This window comes from Lentzea cavernae (assembly GCF_014653695.1).
Taxonomy (GTDB): domain Bacteria; phylum Actinomycetota; class Actinomycetes; order Mycobacteriales; family Pseudonocardiaceae; genus Lentzea; species Lentzea cavernae.
The window spans coordinates 931,642-953,472 of sequence record NZ_BNAR01000001.1 but is presented as its reverse complement, the minus strand read 5'-3'; the positions used below and the strand labels follow the sequence as shown (position 1 = coordinate 953,472).

The window sequence follows — 21,831 nt, the reverse complement described above, 5'->3', positions numbered from 1 at the left end:
CTATACAGATCGGTATACTGGAGGTGTGATCAGGCGGATTGTCATGACCCCGGCCTCACGCCGTGCCCTGGAGGCCGCGGGAAGGCTGTTCTACGAGCGCGGGATCCACGCTGTCGGCGTCGACCTGATCGCCGCGGAGGCCGGGGTGACCAAGAAGACGCTCTACGACCGGTTCGGCTCCAAGGAGCAGATCGTCGTGGAGTACCTGGCCGACCGCGACGAGCGCTGGCGCGTGTTCCTGGCCGGACACCTCGACGCCGTGCAGGAACCCCGCGCCCGCGTCCTGGCCGTCTTCGACGCGACCCGCGCCTGGGCGGCCGAGCACAGCCGCAAGGGGTGCAGCATGGTCAACGCCCACGCGGAGATCAGCGACTCCTCGCACCCCGCGCACCCGATCATCATCGGGCAGAAGAAGTGGATGCTCGCCCTGTTCGCCGACCTGGTCCGGGACATCGCGCCGCACCCGGAGCAGTTGGCGCAGACCCTCATGCTGCTGCACGAGGGAGCGCTCGTCGCCAACGGGCTCAACACCTTCACCGATCCCGTCCGCGTCGCCCGCGACCAGGCGGAGACGCTCCTCGCCGCCTCCTGAGGGCCCGCCGTCCCGTGGTGCGGGCGATGCTCGGGGGTGAAGCGACTCAGGAACGTCATCGGTGTCAGCCGACCGACACGGGGTGCAACCAGCAGGCCACCGAACGACCCGCCCTGCTCTGCCCCAGCACCGGAGTCTGCTGGCCGCAGACGTCCATGGCGCGGGCACACCGCGGGTGGAACGGGCACCCGCTCGGCATCATCCGCAGGTCCGGCGGCGACCCCGCGATGCCGGACAGCTCGCGCTTCGGGCCCTTCAACGCCGGGAACGACTGCAGCAACCCGTCGCTGTAGGGGTGCAGGGGAGTGCGGTACAGGTCGGCCGACGCCGCCTCCTCGACGACCTGGCCCGCGTACATGATCGCGATCCGGTCCGAGAACTCGACCAGCAGCGACAGGTCGTGCGTGATGAACACGACCGAGAACCCGAGGCGTTCGCGCAGGTCGACGAGCGTGCGCAGGATCTGCCGCTGCACCACCACGTCCAGCGCGGTCGTCGGCTCGTCCATGATCACCACGCGCGGTTCCAGGGCGAGCGCCATCGCGATCATCACGCGCTGCCGCATCCCGCCGGAGAGCTGGTGCGGGTAGCTGTTCAGCCGGTCCGAGGCGATGCCGACCAGGGTGAGCAGTTCGCGTGCCCGGTCCAGGCGCGCACGCGGGGTCGAGGCCGAGTGCGCCTTGAGCACGTCGACGAGCTGGGTCGAGATCCGCTGCACCGGGTTGAGCGAGTTGATCGCGCCCTGGAACACGATGGCGATCTCCGACCAGCGCAGCCGACGCAGGTCCGCGTCGCGGATGCGCAGCAGGTCGACGGTCGTGCCGTCGTCGAGGTGGTAGATCACCTCGCCGCCCGCGACGATGCCCGGCGGGGGCAGCAGCCGGGTCATGCCGTAGGCCAGAGTGGACTTGCCGCTGCCGGATTCCCCTGCCAGGCCCAGGACTTCGCCGCGGTGCAGCGTCAGGTCGACGTCGCGGACGGCGCGCACGGACTCGGGTCCCATGCCGTAGTCGACGTTCAGCCCGCGCACCTCGAGAATGCGTTCTTTCATGACGACTCCTTGGCGAGCACGGGGGTGAAGCCGACGCGCATCCGCACGCCCCGCGTCGAGGAACGGGTGCGCAGGCGCGGGTTGACGTACTCGTCGATGCCGAAGTTGACCAGGGACAGCGCCGTGCCGAGCAACGCGATCGCGAGGCCGGCCGGGACGAACCACCACCACGCGCCCTGCGTGAGGGCCTGCTGCGACTGGGCCCAGTACAGGACAGTGCCCCAGTTCCAGCCGCCCGCGTCGGACACGCCGATGAACGCCAGCGTGATCTCGGAGATCACCGCGAACAGCACCGTGCCGACGAACCCGGACGCGATGACGGCGGTCAGGTTCGGCATGATCTCGAACAGGATGATCCGCCAGGTCGACTCGCCGTTCGCCCGTGCCGCCTCCACGTAGTCCCTGCGGCGCAACGACAACGTTTGCGCGCGCAGCACCCGCGCGTTCCACGCCCACGCCGTCAGGCCGATCACCAGCGCGATCGTGAGGTTGCTCGTCTCGGGCAGCGACGAGGTGATGATGACGATCAACGGCAGTGCCGGGATCACCAGGAACACGTTGGACAGCGCGGAAAGCCCTTCGCCGGCCGACCCGCTGAGGTACCCGGCGGAGACGCCGACCAGCACCGACAGCACCGTGGCGACGAGGCCCGCCACCGCGCCGACGAACACGACGCTGCGGGTGCCGACCAGGACCTGGCTGAAGATGTCCTGGCCCAGGTGGGTCGTGCCGAACCAGTGCGACGGCGACGGCGGCTGCAACAGGTCGTTGCTGCGCATCGACGGGTCGAACGGCGCGAGCCACGGACCGACGACGGCGAGCAGGACGAAGAAGCCGAGCGCCACGAGACCGGTGAGCGCCTTGGGGTTGCTGCGCATCAGCCCTCCCTGCGGGTGCGCGGGTCCAGTGCGAGGTAGGCGACGTCCGCGAGGAGGTTCGCCAGCAGCACGGACAGCGTGATGATGAGGAAGATGCCCTGCAGCAGCGGGTAGTCCTTGGCGCCGACCGCCTGGAACAGCTGCAGGCCGAGGCCGGGGTAGGAGAACACGATCTCCACCAGCAGGGTGCCGCCGACGATGAACCCGAGTGCCAGCGCGAAGCCGGACACGTTGGGCAGCAACGCGTTGCGGGCGGCGTAGGCGAGCATCACCCGGCGTTCGGGCAGGCCCTTGGCGTGCGCGACGGTGACGTAGTCGTCCGACGACACCGTCACCATCATGTTGCGCATGCTCAGGATCCAGCCGCTGACCGAGGACACCAGGATCGTCAGGCCGGGCAGCAGGCCGTGCTGCACGGTGCTGCCGATGAACTGCCAGTCCCAGTTCGGCACCAGGCCGATCTCGTAGGCGCCCGACGCGGGGAAGAAGCTGCCGGGACCGGTGAGCAGCGCGATCGCCACCAGGCCCAGCCAGAAGTACGGGATCGACGAGACGAACGTGGTGACCGGGATCAGCGAGTCCGCCCACGTGCCGCGCCGCCAGCCCACGAGGGCGCCCGCGGCGGTGCCGAGGAAGAACCCGATCACCGTGGTGATGCCGACCAGACCGACGGTCCACGGCAGCCCGTCGCCGATCACGTCGGCCACCGGGCTCGGGAAGAAGGTGAACGACATCCCGAGGTCGCCGCGCAGGAGCTGGCCGAGGTAGGAGAAGTACTGGCTCGCCAGGCTCTCGTCCTTGTCCAGTCCGAAGAGGACGTACAGCGACCGGACGGCCTCGCTCGTCATCTGCCCGCGCTGCTTGGTGATCAGCGCCTGCACCGGGTCGCCGGGGATCATCCGCGGCACGAAGAAGTTGATCGTCACGGCCGCCCACACGGTGAGCAGGTAGAAGCCGAGGCGTTTGAGGAGGTAGCTCACGACGCCTCCTCCCGGTACAGCCAGCAGGCCGCGAAGTGCCCGTCGCCGAGCTCGAAGCGCGGTGGGACGTCCGTGCGGCAGACGTCCATCACGAACGGGCAGCGCGGGTGGAACCGACAGCCCGGCGGTGGCTCGATCAGCGACGGGGGTTCGCCGGCCCCACCGTCCTTCTCCTCCAGCGCCGGGCGGTCGGGGTCTGGTGCGGACTCGATCAGCAGCTGCGTGTACGGGTGCGCCGGCTTCTGCGTGACGGTCTCGCTTTCCCCGCCCTCGACGACCTGGCCCGCGTACATCACGACCGTCTCGTCCGCGAAGTACCGCGCGGACGCGATGTCGTGCGTGATGTACAGGATCGAAAGGTGCAGTCGCTCTTTCAGATCCCGCAACAGGTTCAGCACGCCGAGCCGGATCGAGACGTCCAGCATGGACACCGGTTCGTCGGCCAGCAGCACCTCCGGGCTCGCCGCCAGCGCCCGTGCGATCGCCACGCGCTGCCGTTGCCCGCCGGAGAGCTCGTGCGGGTACCGGTCGAGGTACCGCTCGGCGGGTGTGAGGTGCACTCGGGTCAGCAGGTCCGCGAGCGACTTCTCCAGGTCGTCGCCGCGGTTGCCGTGGATGGTGAGCGCCCTGGTCAGGTGGTAGCGGATGGTGTGCACGGGGTTGAGCGACGCGAACGGGTCCTGGAAGATCATCTGGACCCGGCGGCAGTACGCGCGGAACTTCCGCCCGCGCATCCAACCCCGTTGCACGGCGACGTTTTCGCCGTGCAACCGGATCTCGCCGGACGTCAGCGGGTAGAGCTGGGCGAGCAGCCGCGCGACCGTCGACTTGCCGGAACCCGACTCGCCGACGAGCGCGGTGACGCTGCCCCGGCGCAGCTGCAGCGACACCCCCTCGACCGCGCGCACGGCCTTCGCCGTGCGCGCGAGGGGTGTCCTGATCGGGAAGTGCTTGGTGAGGCCGTCGGCCTCCAGGACGATCTCTGTCGAGACCACCCCGGAGACCGCCGGCGCTACCTCGGCCGTCACGAGGCAGGCCTCAGCTTCATGACGATGTCGAGTGCGTTTTCGAGCGTGGGCTGGACGGGCGCGTACTGGTCCTGGTCACTCGGCCAGCCCGTCCAGTTCTTGGTGCTGTACTGGCCGCCACCGTTCGCGGCGGAGGTGATGATGACCGGCATGTCCTGCACGAAGATCTTCTGCAGCTCCTGCAGGGCCGCGTTGCGCACCGACTCGTCCGGAGCGTTGGCGAAGTCGTCCAGCGCCTTCGTCGCCGCCGCGTTCTCGTAACGGCCGTAGTTGCCGTTCACACCGGGCGTCCCGATCGGCTTGTACAGCGCACCGTCCATGATGGACTGGTAGATGTCGTACAGCGTCAGGCCGTTGTTGGTCCAGTGCATGGCCGCGCCGAAGTCGCCGGTGTCGAGGGCCTTCGTCCACGCGTCGGCGTTCTGCAGGTTCACCGTCGCGTTGATGCCGATCTTGGAGAAGTTGTCCTTGATGATCTCCAGATCGGTGACGTAGTCGGACCACCCGGACGGCACGGTGAGCACGATCGTGACGGGCGCGCCGTCCTTGCCCTTCAACGTGGTGCCGTCGAAGGTGTAGCCGGCCTCGGTCAGCGCCTTCTTGGCACCTTCGACGTCGACGGTCACCTTCTTGTCCTTGAACTGCGGGGCGATGAACGACTCACCGGCCGGCGTGGGGATGCCGGTGATGTTGTCGACCTTCGGGTAGAAGTAGCCCGCCTCGCCCTGCATGAAGATGTCGTCGCGGTTCACCACCATGTTCGCGGCGCGGCGCAGCGCGGGGTCGTCCCACGGCTTCGCCTTGGTGTTGAACCACAGTCCGTGCACGCCGAGCACCGGCGGAAACCACAGCTTGTGGTTCTGCGGGTCCTTGCTCGTGTACGCGGCCTGGTAGTTGGGGATGAACGTGAAGCTCCACTCGGCCGCGCCGGTGGCGAGGGCGTTGGTCTGCGCGTTGTTGTCGCTGTAGGAGGTGTAGCGCAGCTCCTTGACCTTCGGGAGCTCCTGCCAGTACTTGTCCCGGATCGACAGCGTCACCGTCTGCGGGGTGAACGACTTCAGCGTGTACGGGCCGCTGCCGATCGGGTCCTTCAGCGTCTCGGTCGACGGGTTGGAGAAGGTCGACCACTGGTGCTTGGGCACCACGAACTGCTCGAGGATCTTCTTCTGGTTGACGAACTGCGACTTCGGGAAGCCGACGGTGACCTCGCTGCCGGAGAACGAGATGTCCTGGTACGGCACACCTTCGATGTTCAGGCCGGGATTGTTCTTGAGCAGCTCGAAGGTGTACGCCACGTCCTCGGCGGTCAGCGGCTTGCCGTCGGACCACGTCACGCCGTCACGAATGGTGAGCAGCAGCTTGTGGTAGTTGTCCGACCAGGTGAACTTCGTTGCCAGCCAAGGCTTCGGCTGGTCGGTCACCTTGACCTCGTTGACCATGGCCAGCGGTTCGAAGAGCAACCGCCGGTAGCCGAGCGACGAGGACGCCGACGAGTTGAGGAACGGGTTGTTGTTCTCCGTTTGCGGTCCGTTCGGCATACCCACGTTCAGCACCCCGGCGGCGTTGCCGCCCGAGCCCGGGTTGGTGGCCGAACAGGCGCCGGTGAACGCCAGGGCGGTCGCGGCGACGGCAGCGCAAACACGCCTCATTCTCATGGAAACTCCTTGTTCTCCAACGAAAGCGAGAAGAATCAAGTGAGCGCTGGGAGAGGTTGACCGCGCGTGCCATCGCGGGTGAGGCCGTCGTGGCCCTCTGGTCGCCGTAGAGTAGACGCCTGTCATCGAGGGCAAGTCAATAACGAAGAGGTCACGACCCGAGGCTTATTTTTAGGCGCGAACTAACCTCGGCGCTCATGGTGCGTACACGGGCGACCGTCCGGGACCTCCGCAGGCAGAACCGATCTGTGCTCTTGACGGCGCTCTTCCTCGACGGGCCGCTGAGCCGTCTGCAGCTCAGCGCGAGCACCGGGCTGAGCGCCGCGACCGCCAGCACGATCACCGGCGAACTGCTCGACGAGGGCCTGTTGGTGGAGGCCGGCTCGGTCGAGTCCGACGGCGGCAGGCCGCGGGTCCTGCTGCGGGTCAACCCCGCGTTCGGGCACGTCATCGGGGTCGACGTCGGTGAGACGGGGATCAAGGTCGAGCTCTTCGACCTCGCGATGACGCGTCTGTCCACAGTGGATCTGCCGCTGGTCGAGGTGGAGCCCGGCGCCGTCAGCGATCTGATCGCGTCGGGCGTCGGCTCGGTCCTGGCGGAGGCGGGCGTCGAGACGTCCTCGGTGCTCGGCGTCGGTGTGGGCGTCCCCGGCACGGTCGAACGCGGAACGTCCGCGGTCGTCCACGCGCAGACCATCGGCTGGGACGCCGTCCCGCTCGAGAAGATGATCCGCGCCGCCGGCGTGGAGCCGCGCCTGTTCGTGGAGAACGGCGCGAAGACCCAGGGGCAGGCCGAGATGTGGTTCGGCGCCGGCCGCGGGGCCGGTCACGCGGTGATCGTGCTGGTCGGCTCGGGCGTCGGCGTGGCGGTGGTGACCGACGGGGTGGTGCACAGGGGCGCGACCAGCAACGCGGGGGAGTGGGGCCACACCACGATCGTCTACGGCGGGCGGCGCTGCCGGTGCGGGGTGCGCGGCTGCCTCGAGGCGTACGCGGGGGCGGAGGCGATGCTCGGCCGGTACCGGGAGGCGTTGCGCCACAACGATCCTCCCGTCGATCAGCAGTCCGCGCTGGAGGAGTTGCTGTCGTCGCGGTCGGCTGTTGCCCGTCGGGTGGTGGAGGAGTCCGTGGGGTACCTGGGGGCCGGGATCGCCAACCTCGTGAACCTGTTCAACCCGGAGCGCGTCGTGCTCGGTGGGTGGGCTGGTCTCGCGCTGGGTGCCCGGAGGTTGGACGGGATCATCGCCGCGACGGCCGAGCACGCGTTGCGCCATCCGTACGGTCAGGTGCGGATCGAGCTGGGCCGGACGGGGCCGGACGCGGTGGCGGTCGGGGCGGCGACGCTGCCGGTGGCGGCGTTGCTGGAGACGGGGGCGGACCCGCGTTCGGTGCGGATCCCCGGCTGAGGGACGTGGCTCTCAGGTCGAGAAGACGCCTTCCGACGCATTGACAGCGGCGCTCCGCACCCCGAGTCTTTGGAGAGCGCTCTCCAAGGAGGTTTCCCGGTGCACGACGACCACGAGCTGGCCCGCCTGGTCGGCAAGCTCGACCTGCCCGCCAAGGTGCGGCTGCTGGCGGGGGGATCGGTCTGGCAGAGCTGCGCCGAACCGGCGGTCGGCCTGCGCGCGATGACGTTCTCCGACGGTCCGGCGGGTGTGCGCGGTCCCGGCTGGGACGAACGCCGCACGTCGCTGGCGCTGCCGTCGCCGTCGGCGCTCGGTGCGACGTGGGACGAGGAGCTCGTCGGGAGGCTGGGCGGGTTGCTGGCGGCCGAGGCACGGCGCAAGGGCGTGGACGTGCTGCTCGCGCCCGTGCTGAACCTGCACCGCACGCCCTACGGCGGGCGCCACTTCGAGTGCTTCTCCGAGGACCCGCTGCTCACGTCGCGGCTCGGGGTCGCGTACGTGCGCGGTGTGCAGGCCGGGGGTGTCGCGGCGACGCCCAAGCACTTCGTCGCCAACGAGACCGAGACCGACCGCCTGACGCACGACGTCGAGGTTGGAGAACGCGCCCTGCGCGAGGTCTACCTGGCGCCGTTCGAGGCGGCGGTCGAGGCCGGCGCGTGGGCGGTGATGTCGGCCTACAACGCGGTGAACGGCCACTCGATGTCGGAGAGCCCGCTGCTCACCAGTCCCCTGAAGGACGAGTGGGGGTTCGACGGGCTCGTGGTGTCGGACTGGGGTGCGGTGCGGTCGACCACCGCGTCGGCCGTGTCCGGGCAGGACCTCTCGATGCCGGGGCCGTGGGGGCCGTGGGGCGACCGGCTGGTCGCCGCGGTCGAGGCGGGGGAGGTGCCGGAGGCCGCGGTCGACGACAAGGTGCTCCGGTTGCTGCGGCTGGCCGCGCGGGTCGGGGCGCTGGACGGGACGGGTGCGGTCGCACCTCCGGCGGCGGACGAGAGCCTGCTGCGCGAGGCGGTGTCGGCGAGCGCGGTCTTGCTCGGCAACAACGGAATCCTTCCCCTCGCACCGGGTCTGCGCATCGCGGTGATCGGTCCGGGCGCCACGGAGATGCGCGTGCAGGGTGGCGGCAGTTCGGGTCTCTACCCGGCCGCTGAGAACTCGCTGCTCGACGCGCTCGCGGAGCGCACCGAGGTGGTCCACGCGCCCGGCGTCCGCATCGACGACAGGCCGACCCCGGTGGACGCGCCCGTCCTGGTGCGCGTGCTCGGCGCGGACGACGCGGTGCTGTTCCGCGAGCACCGCCTGACCGGGCGCATCCTCGAGACCGAGGAGGTGCCCGGTGCCGAGGTCCTGGAGATCAGCACCGGGCTGCGCGTCACGAGGACGGGGCCGTGGCGGCTGGCCGTCGCCGGGTACGGGCGGCTGACGCTGGACGTCGACGGGGTCCGGGTGCTCGACGTCGTGCAGCCCCTCGACACCGACGACCCCGCCGTGAAGCACCTCCGGCCGCCGCACCACGTCGTGGAGGTGCCGCTCACCGAGGGGGCCGAGGTGGAGCTGGTGGCCCGTCGTGAGCTGGGGGAGGACAGCGGCATGGCGTCGATGCTGGCCGCCGACCCGCCGCCGTCCGCGCGCGACGAGTTCGCCGCCGCGGTGCGGGCGGCGCGGGAGTGCGACGTCGCGGTGGTCGTGGTCAGCACCACCGACGCCATCGAGAGCGAAGGCCGTGACCGGCACACCCTGGCGTTGCCGGGGGAGCAGGACACGTTGGTGGGGGCGGTGTGCGCGGCGAACCCGAACACCGTCGTGGTGGTCAACTCCGGCGGACCGGTGCTGCTGCCGTGGCGCGAGCGGGCCGCCGCCGTGCTGCTCGCCTGGTTCCCGGGGCAGGAGGGCGGGAACGGGCTCGCGGACGTGCTGTTCGGCGACTCCGAACCCGGCGGGCGGCTGCCGACCACCTGGCCCGACAGCGAGACGGACGTGCCGGTGAAGGACTTCCTGCCGGTCGCGGGAACGCTGCCGTACCGGGAAGGGCTCGACATCGGCTACCGGGCGTGGGCCGCGAGCGGGGCCGAGCCCGCGTACTGGTTCGGCCACGGACTCGGCTACACCACCTGGGACTACGAGGAAGCACGGGTCGAGCGCGACGTGGTCAGGGTCCGGCTGCGCAACACCGGGGAACGTCCCGGCCGCGAGGTCGTGCAGGTCTACCTGTCCCGGCCGGACAGCGCCGTCGCGCGGCCGCCGCGGTGGCTGGCGGGCTTCACGACCGTCACCGCCGGGCCTGGCGAGCAGGTGGAGGCGCTGGTGCGGATCCCCCGGCGGGCCATCAGCCACTGGGCCGGGGAGTGGGTGGCCGAGCCTGGCGCGTTCACCGTGCTGGCCGGCCCGAACGCCGGCGACACACCCCTGCGCCTCGAGCGGGAGAACGCTCTTCTGCCGTGGTGAAGCGGATCATGGCCACCCCGACGCTCGAGGACGTCGCGAGACTCGCGGGCGTGTCCCGCGCGACCGTCTCCCGCGTCGTGAACGGCACGCGCAACGTCGACCCGGACCTCCAGGAGACGGTGCGCAACGCGATCGAGCAGACCGGGTACACGCCCAACCACGCCGCCCGCTCGCTCGTCACCCGCCGCACCGGCACGGTGGCGCTGGTCATCTCCGGCGCCGGTGGCGGGTCCGACGTCTTCGTGGACCCGTTCTTCGGCCGGGTCACCGCCGGTGTCGTCGACTTCCTGCGCACCCGCGGCGTGCACCCGGTGCTCATGCTCGCGGACACCGACCGGACCAGGGTCGACGTCGTCGAGTTCCTGCGGCAGGGGAGCGCGGACGGCGCTCTGCTCGTGACCACGCACGCCGCCGAGTCGTTGCCCGAGAGGCTGTTGGCCGCCGGTGTGCCCACCGTGCTGTACGCGCGGCCCGGCCGGCCCATGCCGGTCAGCTACGTCGACCTCGACCACCAGGCGGGCGGCAGGCTCGCCGCGGCGAGGCTCGTCGAGCTCGGCTGCACGTCCGTCGGCGCGATCTCGGGGCCGCTGGACGTGCTCGCCAGCCAGGACCGGCTCACCGGGTTCCGCGATGCCATGGCGCGCAACGGTTTCCCGTACGTTCCCGTGGCCGAGGGCGGCTTCACCGCGGCCAGCGGGCACGCCGCGATGGGGCGCCTGCTGGTCGAGCACCCCGAGGTGGACGGGGTGTTCGCGGCGAACGACCTGATGGCGCAGGGCGCCGTAGACGTGTTGCTGGAGCACGGTTTGCGCGTTCCGCAGGACGTGGCCGTGGTCGGGTTCGACGACAGCGCGCCCGCGCTGGCCTGCCGCCCGCAGCTCACCACCGTGCGCCAGCCGGTCGAGGCCATGGCCGCGAAGATGGCCGAGGTGCTGATCACGAGCCTCGAAGACCCGGAACAGCGGCCGATCTCGGTCATCTTCGAACCGGAACTCGTCATTCGCGCGTCTGCTTGATTGACCTGCCCGACACCACGGGTTAACCTACGGGAGAGCGCTCTCCCGACGTCCGGTGCCACGGACGTCACCGTCTGGGCTCACGCGCCCCAAGGTGTCAGGCAGGATCATGAGCTCTCCCCTGACCAGGGCGGCCGCGCTAGCGGCCACCGCCCTGTGCCTCGTGACAACCGTCAGCATCACCTCCCAAGCCGGTGCCGCCGCGTGCGGTACCTCCAACGTCGCTCTCAACCGTCCCGCCACCGCGTCGTCGACGGAGAACGGTGGGACCCCTGCTTCCGCTGCCGTGGACGGCAACGCCGGCAGCCGCTGGTCGTCGCAGTTCTCGGATCCGCAGTGGTTGCAGGTGGATCTGGGGTCCAGTCAGCAGGTCTGTCGTGTCTCCCTGGCGTGGGAGGGCGCGTACGGCAAGGCTTTCCAGGTCCAGGTGTCGGACACGGCCGCCGCGAACTCGTGGCGGGACGTCTACTCGACCACCACGAGCACGGGCGGCACGCAGTCCCTCGACGTCTCCGGGACGGGTCGCTACCTCCGCGTGCTCGGCACGCAAAGGGGCACCGGTTACGGCTATTCGTTGTGGGAGCTGGGTGTTTACGCGACCACTCCTGACACGCCGGGTGTGACGCCGACTGATCCGCGTAATCCGGATTTCGGGCCGAACGTGTACGTATATGGTCCGGGGTCGTCGCAGTCGGAGATGCAGTCGAGGTTGGATTCAATCTCGGCGCAGATGAAGACGAACCAGTTCGGGCCGCAGCGCCACGCTGTGCTGTTCAAGCCGGGCAGCTACAACGCGGACGTGAACCTGCGCTTCTACACCCAGGTCGCGGGTCTGGGTCTGTACCCGGACGACGTGAACATCAACGGGCACATCCGTGTTGAGGCGGATTGGTTGCAGCAGGGCAATGACCCGAACAACCTGGGTAATGCGACGCAGAACTTCTGGCGTGGTGCGGAGAACTTGTCGGTGACGTTGCCGGCGAATCAGATCGAGCGGTGGGCGGTGTCGCAGGCGACGGCGTACCGGCGGATGCACCTGCGTGGTCAGGCGCATCTGTGGAACGGCTACGACGGCTGGGCCAGTGGCGGGTTGATCGTCGACAGCAAGATCGACGGAACGGTGATCTCCGGGTCGCAGCAGCAGTTCCTCACGCGCAACAGCAACCTCGTGAACGGCTGGTCGGGGTCGGTGTGGAACATGGTGTTCGCCGGCACGCAGGGCGCCCCCGTGGACAACTTCCCGAACCCGTCGCACACGACCGTCGACACGTCGCCGGTGACGCGGGAGAAGCCGTACCTGTACTTCGACAACTCCGGTGAGTACCGGGTGTTCATCCCGGCGCTGCGGCAGAACTCGCGGGGTACGAGCTGGGAGAACGGCAATCCGGGTTCGTCGGTGTCTTTGGCGGACTTCTTCATCGTGAAGCCGGGCACTCCCGCCGCCACGATCAACGCTGCTCTGCAGCAGGGCAAGCACCTACTGCTCACGCCGGGCATTCACCAGCTCGACGACACCATCAGGGTCACGAGGCCGAACACCGTGGTCCTCGGTCTGGGTCTGGCGACGTTGACGCCGACCACAGGTAAAGCCGCGTTGACGACGTCCGATGTGGACGGTGTGAAGCTGGCCGGGTTCCTGGTCGACGCCGGTGTGCAGAACTCGCCGGTGTTGCTGGAGATCGGTGACTCGACCGCGAACTCGCACGCCTCCAACCCCACGTCGTTGCACGACGTGTACCTGCGGGTGGGTGGGTCGCAGGCAGGCAAGGCGACTGTCAGCATGCGGGTGAACAGCCGCAACACGATCATCGACCACACCTGGGTGTGGCGCGCGGATCACGGTGAGGGTGTGAGCTGGACGGCCAACCCCGGGCAGAACGGTGTCGTCGTCAACGGCGACAACGTGATCGCGTACGGGTTGTTCGTGGAGCACTACCAGCAGCACAACCTGATCTGGAACGGCAACGGCGGCCGCGTGTACCTGTATCAGAACGAGCTGCCGTACGACCCGCCCAACCAGGCCGCGTGGATGAACGGCTCCAAGCGGGGCTGGGCCGGCTACAAGGTCGCCGACAACGTCACCACACACGACGCGTTCGGCGTTGGCGTCTACGCCTTCAACCAGGCCGATCCGAGCATCGTGACGGACAACGGCTTCGAGGCACCGAACCGGTCGGGTGTGCGGTTCCGGCACCTGGTCACCGTCTCGCTCGGCGGGGTGGGCACGATCGCCAACGTCATCAACGGCGTCGGTGGCGTCGCGAACACCGCCAACCAGGTCCGTTACCTGGTGAACTATCCGTGAGTCTGATCGGCGTGCTCTCCCGGGACACCCTTCCCGGTGAGAGCACGCCCGCTCTGGCGGGCATCGGGCACGCGGTGCACAGGACGGGCAACGGCCTGCTCCTGTGCGCCGATCTCGACTTCGTCGACACCCAGGACGTGGCCCTCAGCGGCTGCGTCCTGCTCGACCGCACCGCCGACGAGCGCGACCTGACCTGCCTGGCAGATCACGCGATCCCGTTCGTGTCGATCGGCAGACGGGACAGCACGGTCAGACAGGTCCCTTACGTGGACGTCGACCACGCCGCGGGTGTGCGCGATCTCGTCGCGCGCCTCGCGGCTTTCGGCCATCGTCAGATCGTCTACATCGGACTGCCGAGTGGTGTCACGTCGATCGAGCGCCTGCACGGGTTCCAGGACGCCACAGCGGCTCTGGGCGTGCACGGGCTGCACGCGCCCGCGGTCTGGCTCGACCAGTTGCTGCGCATCGGCGTGACGGCCGTGATCGCGGAACACTCCGACGACGCGGCGGCACTCGTCCGGGCCGCCCGCCGCCGCAACCTGACAGTGCCGGGCGATCTGTCCGTGCTGGCACTCGACCTGTCCGAACAGGACCTGCTGGGTCTCACCGGGCTGCGGGTGCCGAGGTGGGAGACGGGACGGCGGGCCGTGCACCTGCTGGCACGGCTGCCGCAGAAGCAGTCCCAAGTGCTGCTGGAGTGCGAGTTCGTCGAGGGGACGACGTTGTCCGCGCCGGCATGACGAACACCCCGGAGCGTGCGGACGCGCCCCGGGGTGCGGGAGAGCTACTTCACCGCGGCAACCGGTAGTCCGGTCCGAGCGCGGCTCCTCGGTGCGGCTTGTACTGGTCGTACCCGCGCGGGTCGCACTGCAGCCCGCCGTTGACGCAGTGCCTCACGAGCGCGGCCTGGGTGGGTGCGTCCCAGGCGTTCATGAAGTCGTAGTGCCAGGTGTAGCCGCGTCCGCTGGAGAGCCGTACGCGGGACATGTCACCGGACACCGGGAACGCCATCTTGAACTCGATCATCGGCACCGCGACCGGGTGCGACGGCGGGCAGACGAGGGAAGCGCGGTCCGGGTAGGCCATGTGCGACTTGTGGTCCGCCGAGTCGAGGTCACGGCCGTTCCAGCAGCTCGGCGCCTGGAAGCGGACCGTGAGCTGGCTGCCGGGCATGCACCAGGTGGGGATGTCCCAGTTCTTGTAGCTGTCGCCGCACTCCCAGCCCTCGATGGCGCCGGGGGAGGTGCGGAACTCGTCCTGCGTCGCCGTGGGACTGCCGACCACGAACCGCATGCCCGGCGGGAATGGCACGACGTCCTGGTACCGCAGGATGCCGGACTTGTAGTAGACGACCTGGTTGCCGTCCGGCCGCACGACCTGGTCTCCGTTGAGCACGGACGGGAACCAGTACGCCGACTTGTCGTCGGGCGTGACGCAGTTCGTGGTGGCCCGCCCGAGCGAGTCGTTGGTGCTGCTCGCGTTGGTGGAGTGGTTGCCGATGAAGGTGTGCAGGTGTGACGCGCCGGGCAGGCCGGGGAAGACGATCGGGTCGTCCGGGCGGTCCGCGGTGAACGCGCAGTTCGCCTGGAACTCGTGGTGGCTCACGTAGTCATCGGCCTGCGCCGAGCTCGTCACCACCGCGAGCACCGCCGCTACGAGGCTGGCCGCGACGGCCAGCGCGCTGAGTTTTCGGGACAACTGTGTCCTCCTGCCGACGTGGGGAAACCGGCTGGGAGAGCGCTCTCCCAAATAGCGTCCCGCTCGCGTCGGGACGATGTCAAGGGGTTCGTTGACATGGGGGACGTGTGCCCGTAACAATCGCCGCCAGGGTTGTGAGAGCGCTCTCCCGCATTTCACCCCCTCACTCGACCCTGCAGGAGACGCAATGTTCCGCCTCCGCTCCGTCGGCACGGTGCTCGCCGTGCTCGTGGGACTAGCAGTGGTACCGGGCACGGTCAGTGCCGCGCCCTCGCTGCTCTCCCAAGGCAAACCCGCCACCGCGTCGTCCACCGAGGGCGGAGGCACACCCGCCTCCGCCGCGGTCGACGGTGACCCCGGCACCCGGTGGTCCAGCGCGTGGAGCGACCCGCAGTGGCTGCGGGTCGACCTCGGCGCCACCTCGACCGTGACACGGGTGGAGCTCGACTGGGAGTCCGCCCACGCCACGTCGTTCCAGATCCAGGTCTCCGACAACGGCGACTCCTGGACGCCGATCCGCTCCGTCACCGGCGGCACCGGCGGCCGGCAGGGCTTCGACGTGACCGGCACCGGCCGGTACGTCCGCGTCCACTCGACCCAGCGCGCCAACGGGTACGGCATCTCGCTGTGGGAGTTCCGCGTCTACGGCGAGCAGGGCTCGGACCCGCAGCCCGGCACCGGCGTGCGCGTCACCGGGTCGCAGGGCAACTGGCAGCTCACCGTCGACGGTCAGCCGTGGGTGGTGAAGGGCCTGACCTGGGGCCCGCCCGCCGCCGACGCCGCGCGGTACATGCCCGAGCTGAAGTCGATGGGCGTCAACACGGTGCGCATCTGGGGCACGGACGCCTCGACCCGTCCGCTCCTGGACGCGGCCGCGGCGAACGGGCTGCGTGTCATCAACGGCTTCTGGCTGCAGCCTGGCGGCGGTCCCGGTTCCGGCGGTTGCGTGAACTACGTGACGGACGGCGCCTACAAGGCCGACATGCTCGGCCAGATCCGCCAGTGGGTCACGACCTACAAGGACCACCCCGGCGTCCTGATGTGGAACGTCGGCAACGAGTCCATCCTCGGCCTGCAGAACTGCTACTCCGGCGCCGAGCTGGAGAACCAGCGCGTGGCGTACGCGAAGTACATCAACGAGGCCGCGCAGGCGATCCACGCGATCGACACCAACCACCCGGTGACCAACACCGACGCGTGGACAGGCGCGTGGGTCTACCTCAAGGCGCACACGCCCGATCTGGACCTGTACTCCGTGAACTCCTACGGCAACGTCTGCAAGGTTCGGCAGGACTGGATCGACGGCGGCTACACCAAGCCGTACATCCTGACCGAGGCCGGTCCGGCGGGGGAGTGGGAGGTTCCCAACGACGCCAACGGCGTGCCGGCCGAGCCGACCGACGTCCAGAAGCGCGACGGCTACACGCAGGCGTGGAACTGCATCATCGGCCACCGGGGAGTGTCCTTCGGCGGCACGTTGTTCCACTACGGCACCGAGTACGACTTCGGCGCGGTCTGGTTCAACCTCACGCCCGCGGGCAAGAAGCGGCTGTCGTTCTACGCGGTCCAGCGGGCCTTCGGCGGTGCCACTCCCGCCAACACCCCACCGGTGATCACGTCGATGACCCTGCCGCAGACCATCGCGGCCGGTGCCCAGCTGAACATCGACGTGGCCGCGTCCGACCCCAACGGTGACGCCATCGCGTGGTCGGCGGCGTTCAACAGCAAGTACATCGACAACAGCGGTGGTCTCGCGAACGCTCCCGTTCAGGTCAACGGGAACCGGCTCACCGTCACCGCACCCGACCGGCTCGGCGTGTGGAAGGTCTACGTCCTGGCCGAGGACGGGCGCGGCAACATCGGCATCGAGACGAAGTCGGTCCGGGTCGTGGCGCCGCAACCGTCCGGGGTGAACGTGGCCCAGGGCAAGCCGACGACCGCCTCGTCGTACCAGCAGGTCGGCGACGGCGCGCCCTACCCGCCCTCCAACGCCGTGGACGGCAACCAGGGCTCGCGCTGGGCCACCGACTGGGCGGATCCGCAGTGGCTCCGGGTCGACCTCGGCGCGGTGACGACGTTCCAGCACGTGCAACTGGTGTGGGAAGGCGCTTTCGGCCGTGCGTACGAGATCCAGGTGTCCGACGACGGGAACAACTGGCGATCGGTCTACGGCACCACGACCGGCAACGGCGGCGTCGACTCGATCGACGTGACCGCGACCGGCCGGTACGTCCGGCTGCACGCCACCCAGCGCGGAACCGGCTGGGGCTACTCGCTGTTCGAGCTCGGCGTCTACCGCCGCTGACGGGCAGGGCAGCCGCCGGGGAGCCCGTGCTCCCCGGCGGTGCCCACACCGGTGAGCACCGCGTCGGCGACCAGTTCCGCGAAACCGGGGCCCGCCGGGCCGTGGCGGAACAACGCCCGGAAGATGACCGGGGCGGCGAACAGGTCCATGACGAACTCGACGTCGGCCGACCGGTCCAGCTCCCCGCGCTCCTGTGCCCTGCGCAGGGTGGTCAGGCACGTCCGCCGCCGCGGTTCCCAGACCACGGCGAGGAACTCCTCGTGCAGCCGCGGGTCGCCTGCCAGGTCGGCCAGCAGCGCGGGGATCACGGGGCCGAACGCGGGATCCTCCAGGCCGACCCGCAACGCTTCCAGCTCCCCGGTGATGTCGCACCGCAGACAGCCGGTGTCGACCTCCTCCAGGCCGATGCGGTCGCGCGCCATGGCCGCGAGCACGAGTTGCTGACGGCTCTGCCAGCGGCGGCGGATGGCGGGCTTGGTGGTGCCCGCCCGCGCGGCGATGGCCTCCATCGTCAGCGCCGGGTAACCGACCTCGCGGACCAGCGCGGACACCGCGTCCAGCACGGCGTGGTCGATGCGCTCGTCGCGTCGGCGTGCCATTGCACCTCCCTGGCCGGTCCGGCCCAGCTTAACGAGGCAGCAGCACCAGCTTTCCGAACGGTGCGCCGCGTCCCAGCAGCTCGACGGCGTGATCGGCTTCGCTGAGCTTCAGCCGGTCGTGGACCACGGGGGTCAGCTCGCCCCGCTGCCACAGGGTGGTGATCTCCTGCCACGAGCGCAGGACCTCCGGCGCGGCCACCGAGTTCAGGCTGAACGCGAGCAGCGACGGCGACCGGTGGAAACCGCCCAGGAGAGCGGCGACGACGTCGTTCCCCGGCATGCCACCGGCGGCGCCGACCAGCACGTACCGCCCGTTGTCGCGCAGCAGGCCGAGATGCTTGCCGGTGTCCGGTCCGGCGACGGTGTCGACGACCACGTCGTAGGACCCGTCCGGGAGCGCGGCGGCGGTCCGGTCGAAGATCCGCGTGGCGCCCAGTTCCCGCAGGCGTTCGCCGCGGGCCTGCGAAGAGGTGACCGCGGTGACGTCGGCTCCGGCGGCGCGCGCCAACTGCGTTGCCGGCACACCGATTCCGCCGCCCGCGCCGCGGACCAGCACGCGGTTCCCGGCCGCTGTCCCGGCGCGGCGCAACGCCAGTTCGGCGACGAGGGCGTTCGTGCCCAGCGCGAGCACCTCGGCGGCGTCGGCGTCCTCCGGCACCGGCAGGACCGCGCCGGCGACGGCCAGTTCCGCGTACCCGCCGGTGCCGGTCAGGGCCAGCACGCGCCGGCCCACCAGGTCCCCGTCGGCGTCCGGCCCGACCGCCGAGACCCTGCCGGTGACCTCCACGCCCGGCACCGCGCCCGGCCCGCCGGGACCTCCCGGGTACTCGCCCCGGCTGACCATCACGTCGACGAAGCCCGCACCGATCGCCTCGACCTCGACGAGCACCTGACCGGGCCCCGGCACGGGATCGGGCACCTCGACGGTCTCGAGCTTGCCCGACTCCTGCACGACTGCTGCACGCACCGCGTCCTCCTGAATAACGTTCCGATACGTATCGGAACGTTATCCTTGAACGAGCGCGGGCCACAAGTGCGGCCTCAATCGGAAGAGATCTTCAACTTGGAATAATGCTTCCACTTATCTAGGCTTGGAGGTGTGACCGAACCGGCTCCTCCACTGCGCCGCGACGCCGAACGCAACCGCCAGCTGCTGCTGCGCACGGCGTACGAACTCATGGCCTCACGGGGCCTCGACGTCCCGTACGAGGACATCGCTCGGGCCGCCGGCACCGGGATGGGCACGGTGTACCGCCGCTTCCCGCAGCGCCAGGACCTGCTGGACGCCCTGTTCAGCGAGCACATCGACACGGTGATCGGGTTCGCCGAGGAGGCCTCGCGCCACGAGGACGCCTGGGCCGGGCTCACCTGGTTCCTGGAGCGGCAGCTCGAGGTCGAGGCGCAGAGCCGGGGGCTGGGGGAGCTGCTCCGCGGTCGCAACCAGGCCACGGAAGTGGTGCGGCGGGCGCACGAGCGGATGACCCCGCTGGTGGCCGGCCTCATCGACCGGGCCGTCCGCGCGGGTCAGCTGCCGGCCGGGGCGACCCCCGCCGACTTCGCCGCGGCGCACGTGATGGTGGGGAGCGTCATGGACGCCTCCCGCGCGTTCGCCCCGGGGCTGTGGCGCCGCGCTCTCCGGGTGGCCCTGGCGGGCCTGTGCCACGCCGACCTGTCCGGCGACCCGCCGGACGAGGTGGTCATCGACCACCTCTACAACGACCAGACGAAATGAAGTCCACGCCATGACCGCTCTGCCCGACGACCTGATCGAGGTCCTCAACGCCAAGGCGTTGTGCTTCGTGACCACCCTCATGCCCGACGGTTCGCCGCAGATCTCCCAGACCTGGGCGGGCACCGACGGCGAGCACGTGCTGATCAACACCGTCGACACGCACCAGAAGGCGCGCAACCTCGAACGCGATCCGCGCATCGCGCTCGGCATCGCCGACCCCGCCGCGCCGTCGCGGTACTGGGCCCTGCGGGGGAGCGTCGTGGCCATGACCACCGACGGCGCCCGCGAACACATCGACGAGCTGTCCCAGAAGTACATCGGCCGGCCCTATCCAGGGTTCGGCGCCGGTCCTCAGCAGCGCGTCCTGCTCACCGTCAAGGTCGACAAGCTGCACACGCCCTGACCTGGTGTGGGCGGGGAGCCGCCCACACCGTCAGCACCGTCACTCGATGTGCAGGTTCTGGATCCTCGCCTCCGCGACGATGCGTTCCGCCTCGTCGCGGGCCACGTTGCGCAGTTCGGCCAGTGCCCGCATCGCCTCGGCGCGACGGGCCGACATCGCGAGGCGGAAGTCCTCGCGGATCCCGTCGCGCTTCTCGGCCGCCTCCTCGTCGAGCTGACGGGCTCGTTGCTCGGCCTCGCCCACGATCATCAGTGCCTTGAGCTGGGCGTCTCTGATGACCTCTCGGCGTTCCTCGTCCGCCAGGGCGACCATGCGGGCCAGGCGTTCGGGCAGGCCCTTCGGGTCGATCGGGGTCAGGCAGATGCGGTGCAGGCCGTCCTGCAGGGCGGCGTTCTCCTCCTGGACGGACGTCAGCCTGGCGGCCAGGGCGTCCGCACGGGCCTCCGAGGCGTTGCGGTCGGCCGTGACCAGGCGGAGCTCGGCCTCCAGCTCGGCCACGTAGTCGTCCACCTCGTCGCGGTCGTAACCGCGCCATCGGAGCCCGAACCAGGTGCGTAGCGGTACGAGCTCGGTCCTGCTGTCGACACTCACTGCCGTCTCCTCTGCCTCCCGCGAGTCAGTCTTGCCAAGGGGTACGTATGAGGTGGGGCATCGGTTCTAACGGGTTCACCAGGCATGATGTGGACGTGAACAACAAACTGTGCCCCTGTGGCACCGGTCAGTCCTATGTGGACTGTTGTGGCGCGCTGCACTCCGGAGCCCGCAAGGCGGCGACGGCCGAGCAGCTGATGCGTTCTCGCTACAGCGCTTTCGCGGTGTCCGATGAGGACTACCTGCTGCGCACCTGGGCCTCGAGGCACCGCCCGTCGAGCGCCGGGATCGACTCGACCGACCGGTGGTTGAAGCTCGAAGTTCTGTCAACGGAGAACGGCGGGATGTTCCAGAACGAGGGCGTCGTCGAGTTCCGGGCGCACTACGTCGGGGGCGTCGTGCACGAGCGGAGCAAGTTCGTCCGGGAGAACGGCCAGTGGGTGTACGCGGAGGGCCTCGAATGAGCACCGTCACCGTCGCGAGCAGGTTCAACGGTCCTCCCGGCTCGGGCAACGGCGGCTACTCGGCAGGCCTGCTGGCCGCGCACGTCGACGCGACGACCGTGAGCGTGCGGCTGCGCAAGCCGATCCCGCTGGACCGCGAGATGGTGGTGCGCGACGGGCAGCTCCTCGACGGCGAGACGGTGATCGCCTCGGCTGAGCCGGCGACGCTCGACCTCGACGTTCCCGCTGCTCCGACGCTGGAGGAGGCCCTGAAGGCCTCCGCGAAGATGCCGTGGCGCGAGAGGCACCCGTTCCCCACGTGCTTCGGGTGCGGTCCCGGCCGCGAGGACGGCATCGCGGCGCTGCTCGGGCCGCTCGACGGCCGCGCCGAGTGGGCCGGGGTGTGGCGTCCGGCCGAGGTCCTGCCGAACGACGGGGTCAGCGTGCTGCCGGAGGTCGTCTGGGCCGCGCTCGACTGCCCGTCCGCGCAACCCGTCGCGCCCGACGGCGGCCCGGCGTTCGTGCTCGGCACCTTCGTCGCTCAGGTGGAGCAACCCGTCGAACTGGGCGTGGACCACGTGCTCCTGGCGTGGGAACTTGGCAGGGAGGGACGCAAGGCCTACTCCGCGTCCGCGATCATCGGCCCTCACGGAGTGTGCGGACGGGCGCGGGCGGTGTGGGTCTCGATCGGATGACATCAAATA

Annotated in this window: 20 protein-coding genes; 11 read left to right on the top strand and 9 right to left on the bottom strand. The window is 69.8% G+C overall.

The genetic code is table 11. The annotated features are described in order from the left end of the window. Positions 1 to 25 precede the first annotated feature (25 nt). Positions 26 to 592, top strand: a complete 567-nt coding sequence (locus IE307_RS04335; protein ID WP_229904370.1) for a TetR/AcrR family transcriptional regulator — start codon at positions 26 to 28, stop codon at positions 590 to 592. Between the two features lie 64 nt (positions 593 to 656). Here the strand turns inward: IE307_RS04335 and IE307_RS04330 are convergent, their stop codons facing one another. The 5 genes from IE307_RS04330 to IE307_RS04310 are packed head-to-tail and all read right to left on the bottom strand — an operon-like array spanning position 657 to position 6,178. After that, positions 657 to 1,643: an ABC transporter ATP-binding protein gene (locus IE307_RS04330; protein ID WP_191296096.1), complete on the bottom strand. Its 987-nt coding sequence runs from the start codon at positions 1,641 to 1,643 to the stop codon at positions 657 to 659. Beyond that, positions 1,640 to 2,521, bottom strand: a complete 882-nt coding sequence (locus tag IE307_RS04325; protein WP_191296095.1) for an ABC transporter permease — start codon at positions 2,519 to 2,521, stop codon at positions 1,640 to 1,642. Before IE307_RS04325 ends, IE307_RS04330 begins: the two co-directional genes overlap by 4 nt. Next, positions 2,521 to 3,501: an ABC transporter permease gene (locus tag IE307_RS04320; protein WP_191296094.1), complete on the bottom strand. Its 981-nt coding sequence runs from the start codon at positions 3,499 to 3,501 to the stop codon at positions 2,521 to 2,523. Before IE307_RS04320 ends, IE307_RS04325 begins: the two co-directional genes overlap by 1 nt. Beyond that, complete coding sequence (locus tag IE307_RS47570; RefSeq protein ID WP_191296093.1) at positions 3,498 to 4,529, bottom strand: ABC transporter ATP-binding protein; 1,032 nt, start codon at positions 4,527 to 4,529, stop codon at positions 3,498 to 3,500. Before IE307_RS47570 ends, IE307_RS04320 begins: the two co-directional genes overlap by 4 nt. Continuing rightward, positions 4,526 to 6,178, bottom strand: coding sequence for an ABC transporter substrate-binding protein (locus IE307_RS04310; protein WP_229904369.1), 1,653 nt, complete (start codon positions 6,176 to 6,178; stop codon positions 4,526 to 4,528). Before IE307_RS04310 ends, IE307_RS47570 begins: the two co-directional genes overlap by 4 nt. Positions 6,179 to 6,381: 203 nt before the next feature. On the opposite strand from IE307_RS04310, the gene IE307_RS04305 reads away from it, so the two are divergent. The 5 genes from IE307_RS04305 (at position 6,382) to IE307_RS04285 (ending at position 14,096) form a co-directional block, all read left to right on the top strand. Beyond that, positions 6,382 to 7,590: an ROK family protein gene (locus IE307_RS04305; protein WP_191296091.1), complete on the top strand. Its 1,209-nt coding sequence runs from the start codon at positions 6,382 to 6,384 to the stop codon at positions 7,588 to 7,590. A 99-nt stretch (positions 7,591 to 7,689) separates the two neighbouring features. Next, positions 7,690 to 10,035, top strand: a complete 2,346-nt coding sequence (locus IE307_RS04300; protein WP_191296090.1) for a glycoside hydrolase family 3 C-terminal domain-containing protein — start codon at positions 7,690 to 7,692, stop codon at positions 10,033 to 10,035. Positions 10,036 to 10,043: 8 nt separating this feature from the next. Next, the gene (locus IE307_RS04295; protein ID WP_191296089.1) at positions 10,044 to 11,051 is read left to right on the top strand and encodes a LacI family DNA-binding transcriptional regulator; all 1,008 of its coding nucleotides are present in this window, start codon (positions 10,044 to 10,046) and stop codon (positions 11,049 to 11,051) included. Between the two features lie 109 nt (positions 11,052 to 11,160). Beyond that, positions 11,161 to 13,356 carry a discoidin domain-containing protein gene (locus IE307_RS04290; RefSeq protein WP_191296088.1) on the top strand — a complete coding sequence of 732 codons (2,196 nt, stop codon included), beginning with the start codon at positions 11,161 to 11,163 and terminating at the stop codon, positions 13,354 to 13,356. Further along, entirely contained in the window at positions 13,353 to 14,096 is a 744-nt protein-coding gene (locus IE307_RS04285) for a substrate-binding domain-containing protein (RefSeq protein WP_191296087.1), read from the top strand. The genes IE307_RS04290 and IE307_RS04285 overlap by 4 nt, the downstream gene beginning before the upstream one ends. A gap of 49 nt (positions 14,097 to 14,145) precedes the next feature. Here IE307_RS04285 and IE307_RS04280 read toward each other — a convergent pair whose 3' ends face one another. Continuing rightward, the gene (locus IE307_RS04280; RefSeq protein ID WP_191296086.1) at positions 14,146 to 15,054 is read right to left on the bottom strand and encodes a DUF1996 domain-containing protein; all 909 of its coding nucleotides are present in this window, start codon (positions 15,052 to 15,054) and stop codon (positions 14,146 to 14,148) included. Between the two features lie 187 nt (positions 15,055 to 15,241). Here IE307_RS04280 and IE307_RS04275 point away from each other — a divergent pair, with 187 nt between their 5' ends. Further along, positions 15,242 to 17,359 carry a discoidin domain-containing protein gene (locus IE307_RS04275; RefSeq protein ID WP_191296085.1) on the top strand — a complete coding sequence of 706 codons (2,118 nt, stop codon included), beginning with the start codon at positions 15,242 to 15,244 and terminating at the stop codon, positions 17,357 to 17,359. Here the strand turns inward: IE307_RS04275 and IE307_RS04270 are convergent. Both IE307_RS04270 and IE307_RS04265 read right to left on the bottom strand, forming a co-directional pair. Then, entirely contained in the window at positions 17,347 to 17,958 is a 612-nt protein-coding gene (locus IE307_RS04270; protein ID WP_191296084.1) for a TetR/AcrR family transcriptional regulator, read from the bottom strand. The genes IE307_RS04275 and IE307_RS04270 overlap by 13 nt on opposite strands. Before the next feature lie 28 nt (positions 17,959 to 17,986). Then, positions 17,987 to 18,925 (bottom strand): quinone oxidoreductase family protein, encoded by a 939-nt coding sequence (locus tag IE307_RS04265; RefSeq protein WP_229904368.1) that lies wholly within the window; start codon positions 18,923 to 18,925, stop codon positions 17,987 to 17,989. A gap of 132 nt (positions 18,926 to 19,057) precedes the next feature. On the opposite strand from IE307_RS04265, the gene IE307_RS04260 reads away from it, so the two are divergent. Together IE307_RS04260 and IE307_RS04255 are read left to right on the top strand one after the other, a co-directional pair. Further along, positions 19,058 to 19,690: a TetR/AcrR family transcriptional regulator gene (locus tag IE307_RS04260; RefSeq protein ID WP_229904367.1), complete on the top strand. Its 633-nt coding sequence runs from the start codon at positions 19,058 to 19,060 to the stop codon at positions 19,688 to 19,690. Between the two features lie 10 nt (positions 19,691 to 19,700). Next, positions 19,701 to 20,093 (top strand): TIGR03618 family F420-dependent PPOX class oxidoreductase, encoded by a 393-nt coding sequence (locus IE307_RS04255; protein ID WP_191296083.1) that lies wholly within the window; start codon positions 19,701 to 19,703, stop codon positions 20,091 to 20,093. Between the two features lie 39 nt (positions 20,094 to 20,132). Here IE307_RS04255 and IE307_RS04250 read toward each other — a convergent pair whose 3' ends face one another. After that, positions 20,133 to 20,684: a DivIVA domain-containing protein gene (locus IE307_RS04250; RefSeq protein WP_191296082.1), complete on the bottom strand. Its 552-nt coding sequence runs from the start codon at positions 20,682 to 20,684 to the stop codon at positions 20,133 to 20,135. A gap of 95 nt (positions 20,685 to 20,779) precedes the next feature. Here IE307_RS04250 and IE307_RS04245 point away from each other — a divergent pair, with 95 nt between their 5' ends. Continuing rightward, the gene (locus IE307_RS04245) at positions 20,780 to 21,148 is read left to right on the top strand and encodes a YchJ family protein (RefSeq protein ID WP_229904366.1); all 369 of its coding nucleotides are present in this window, start codon (positions 20,780 to 20,782) and stop codon (positions 21,146 to 21,148) included. After that, on the top strand, positions 21,145 to 21,822 hold the full coding sequence (locus tag IE307_RS04240; protein ID WP_191296080.1) for a hypothetical protein: 678 nt from the start codon (positions 21,145 to 21,147) through the stop codon (positions 21,820 to 21,822). The genes IE307_RS04245 and IE307_RS04240 overlap by 4 nt, the downstream gene beginning before the upstream one ends. Positions 21,823 to 21,831 lie beyond the last annotated feature (9 nt).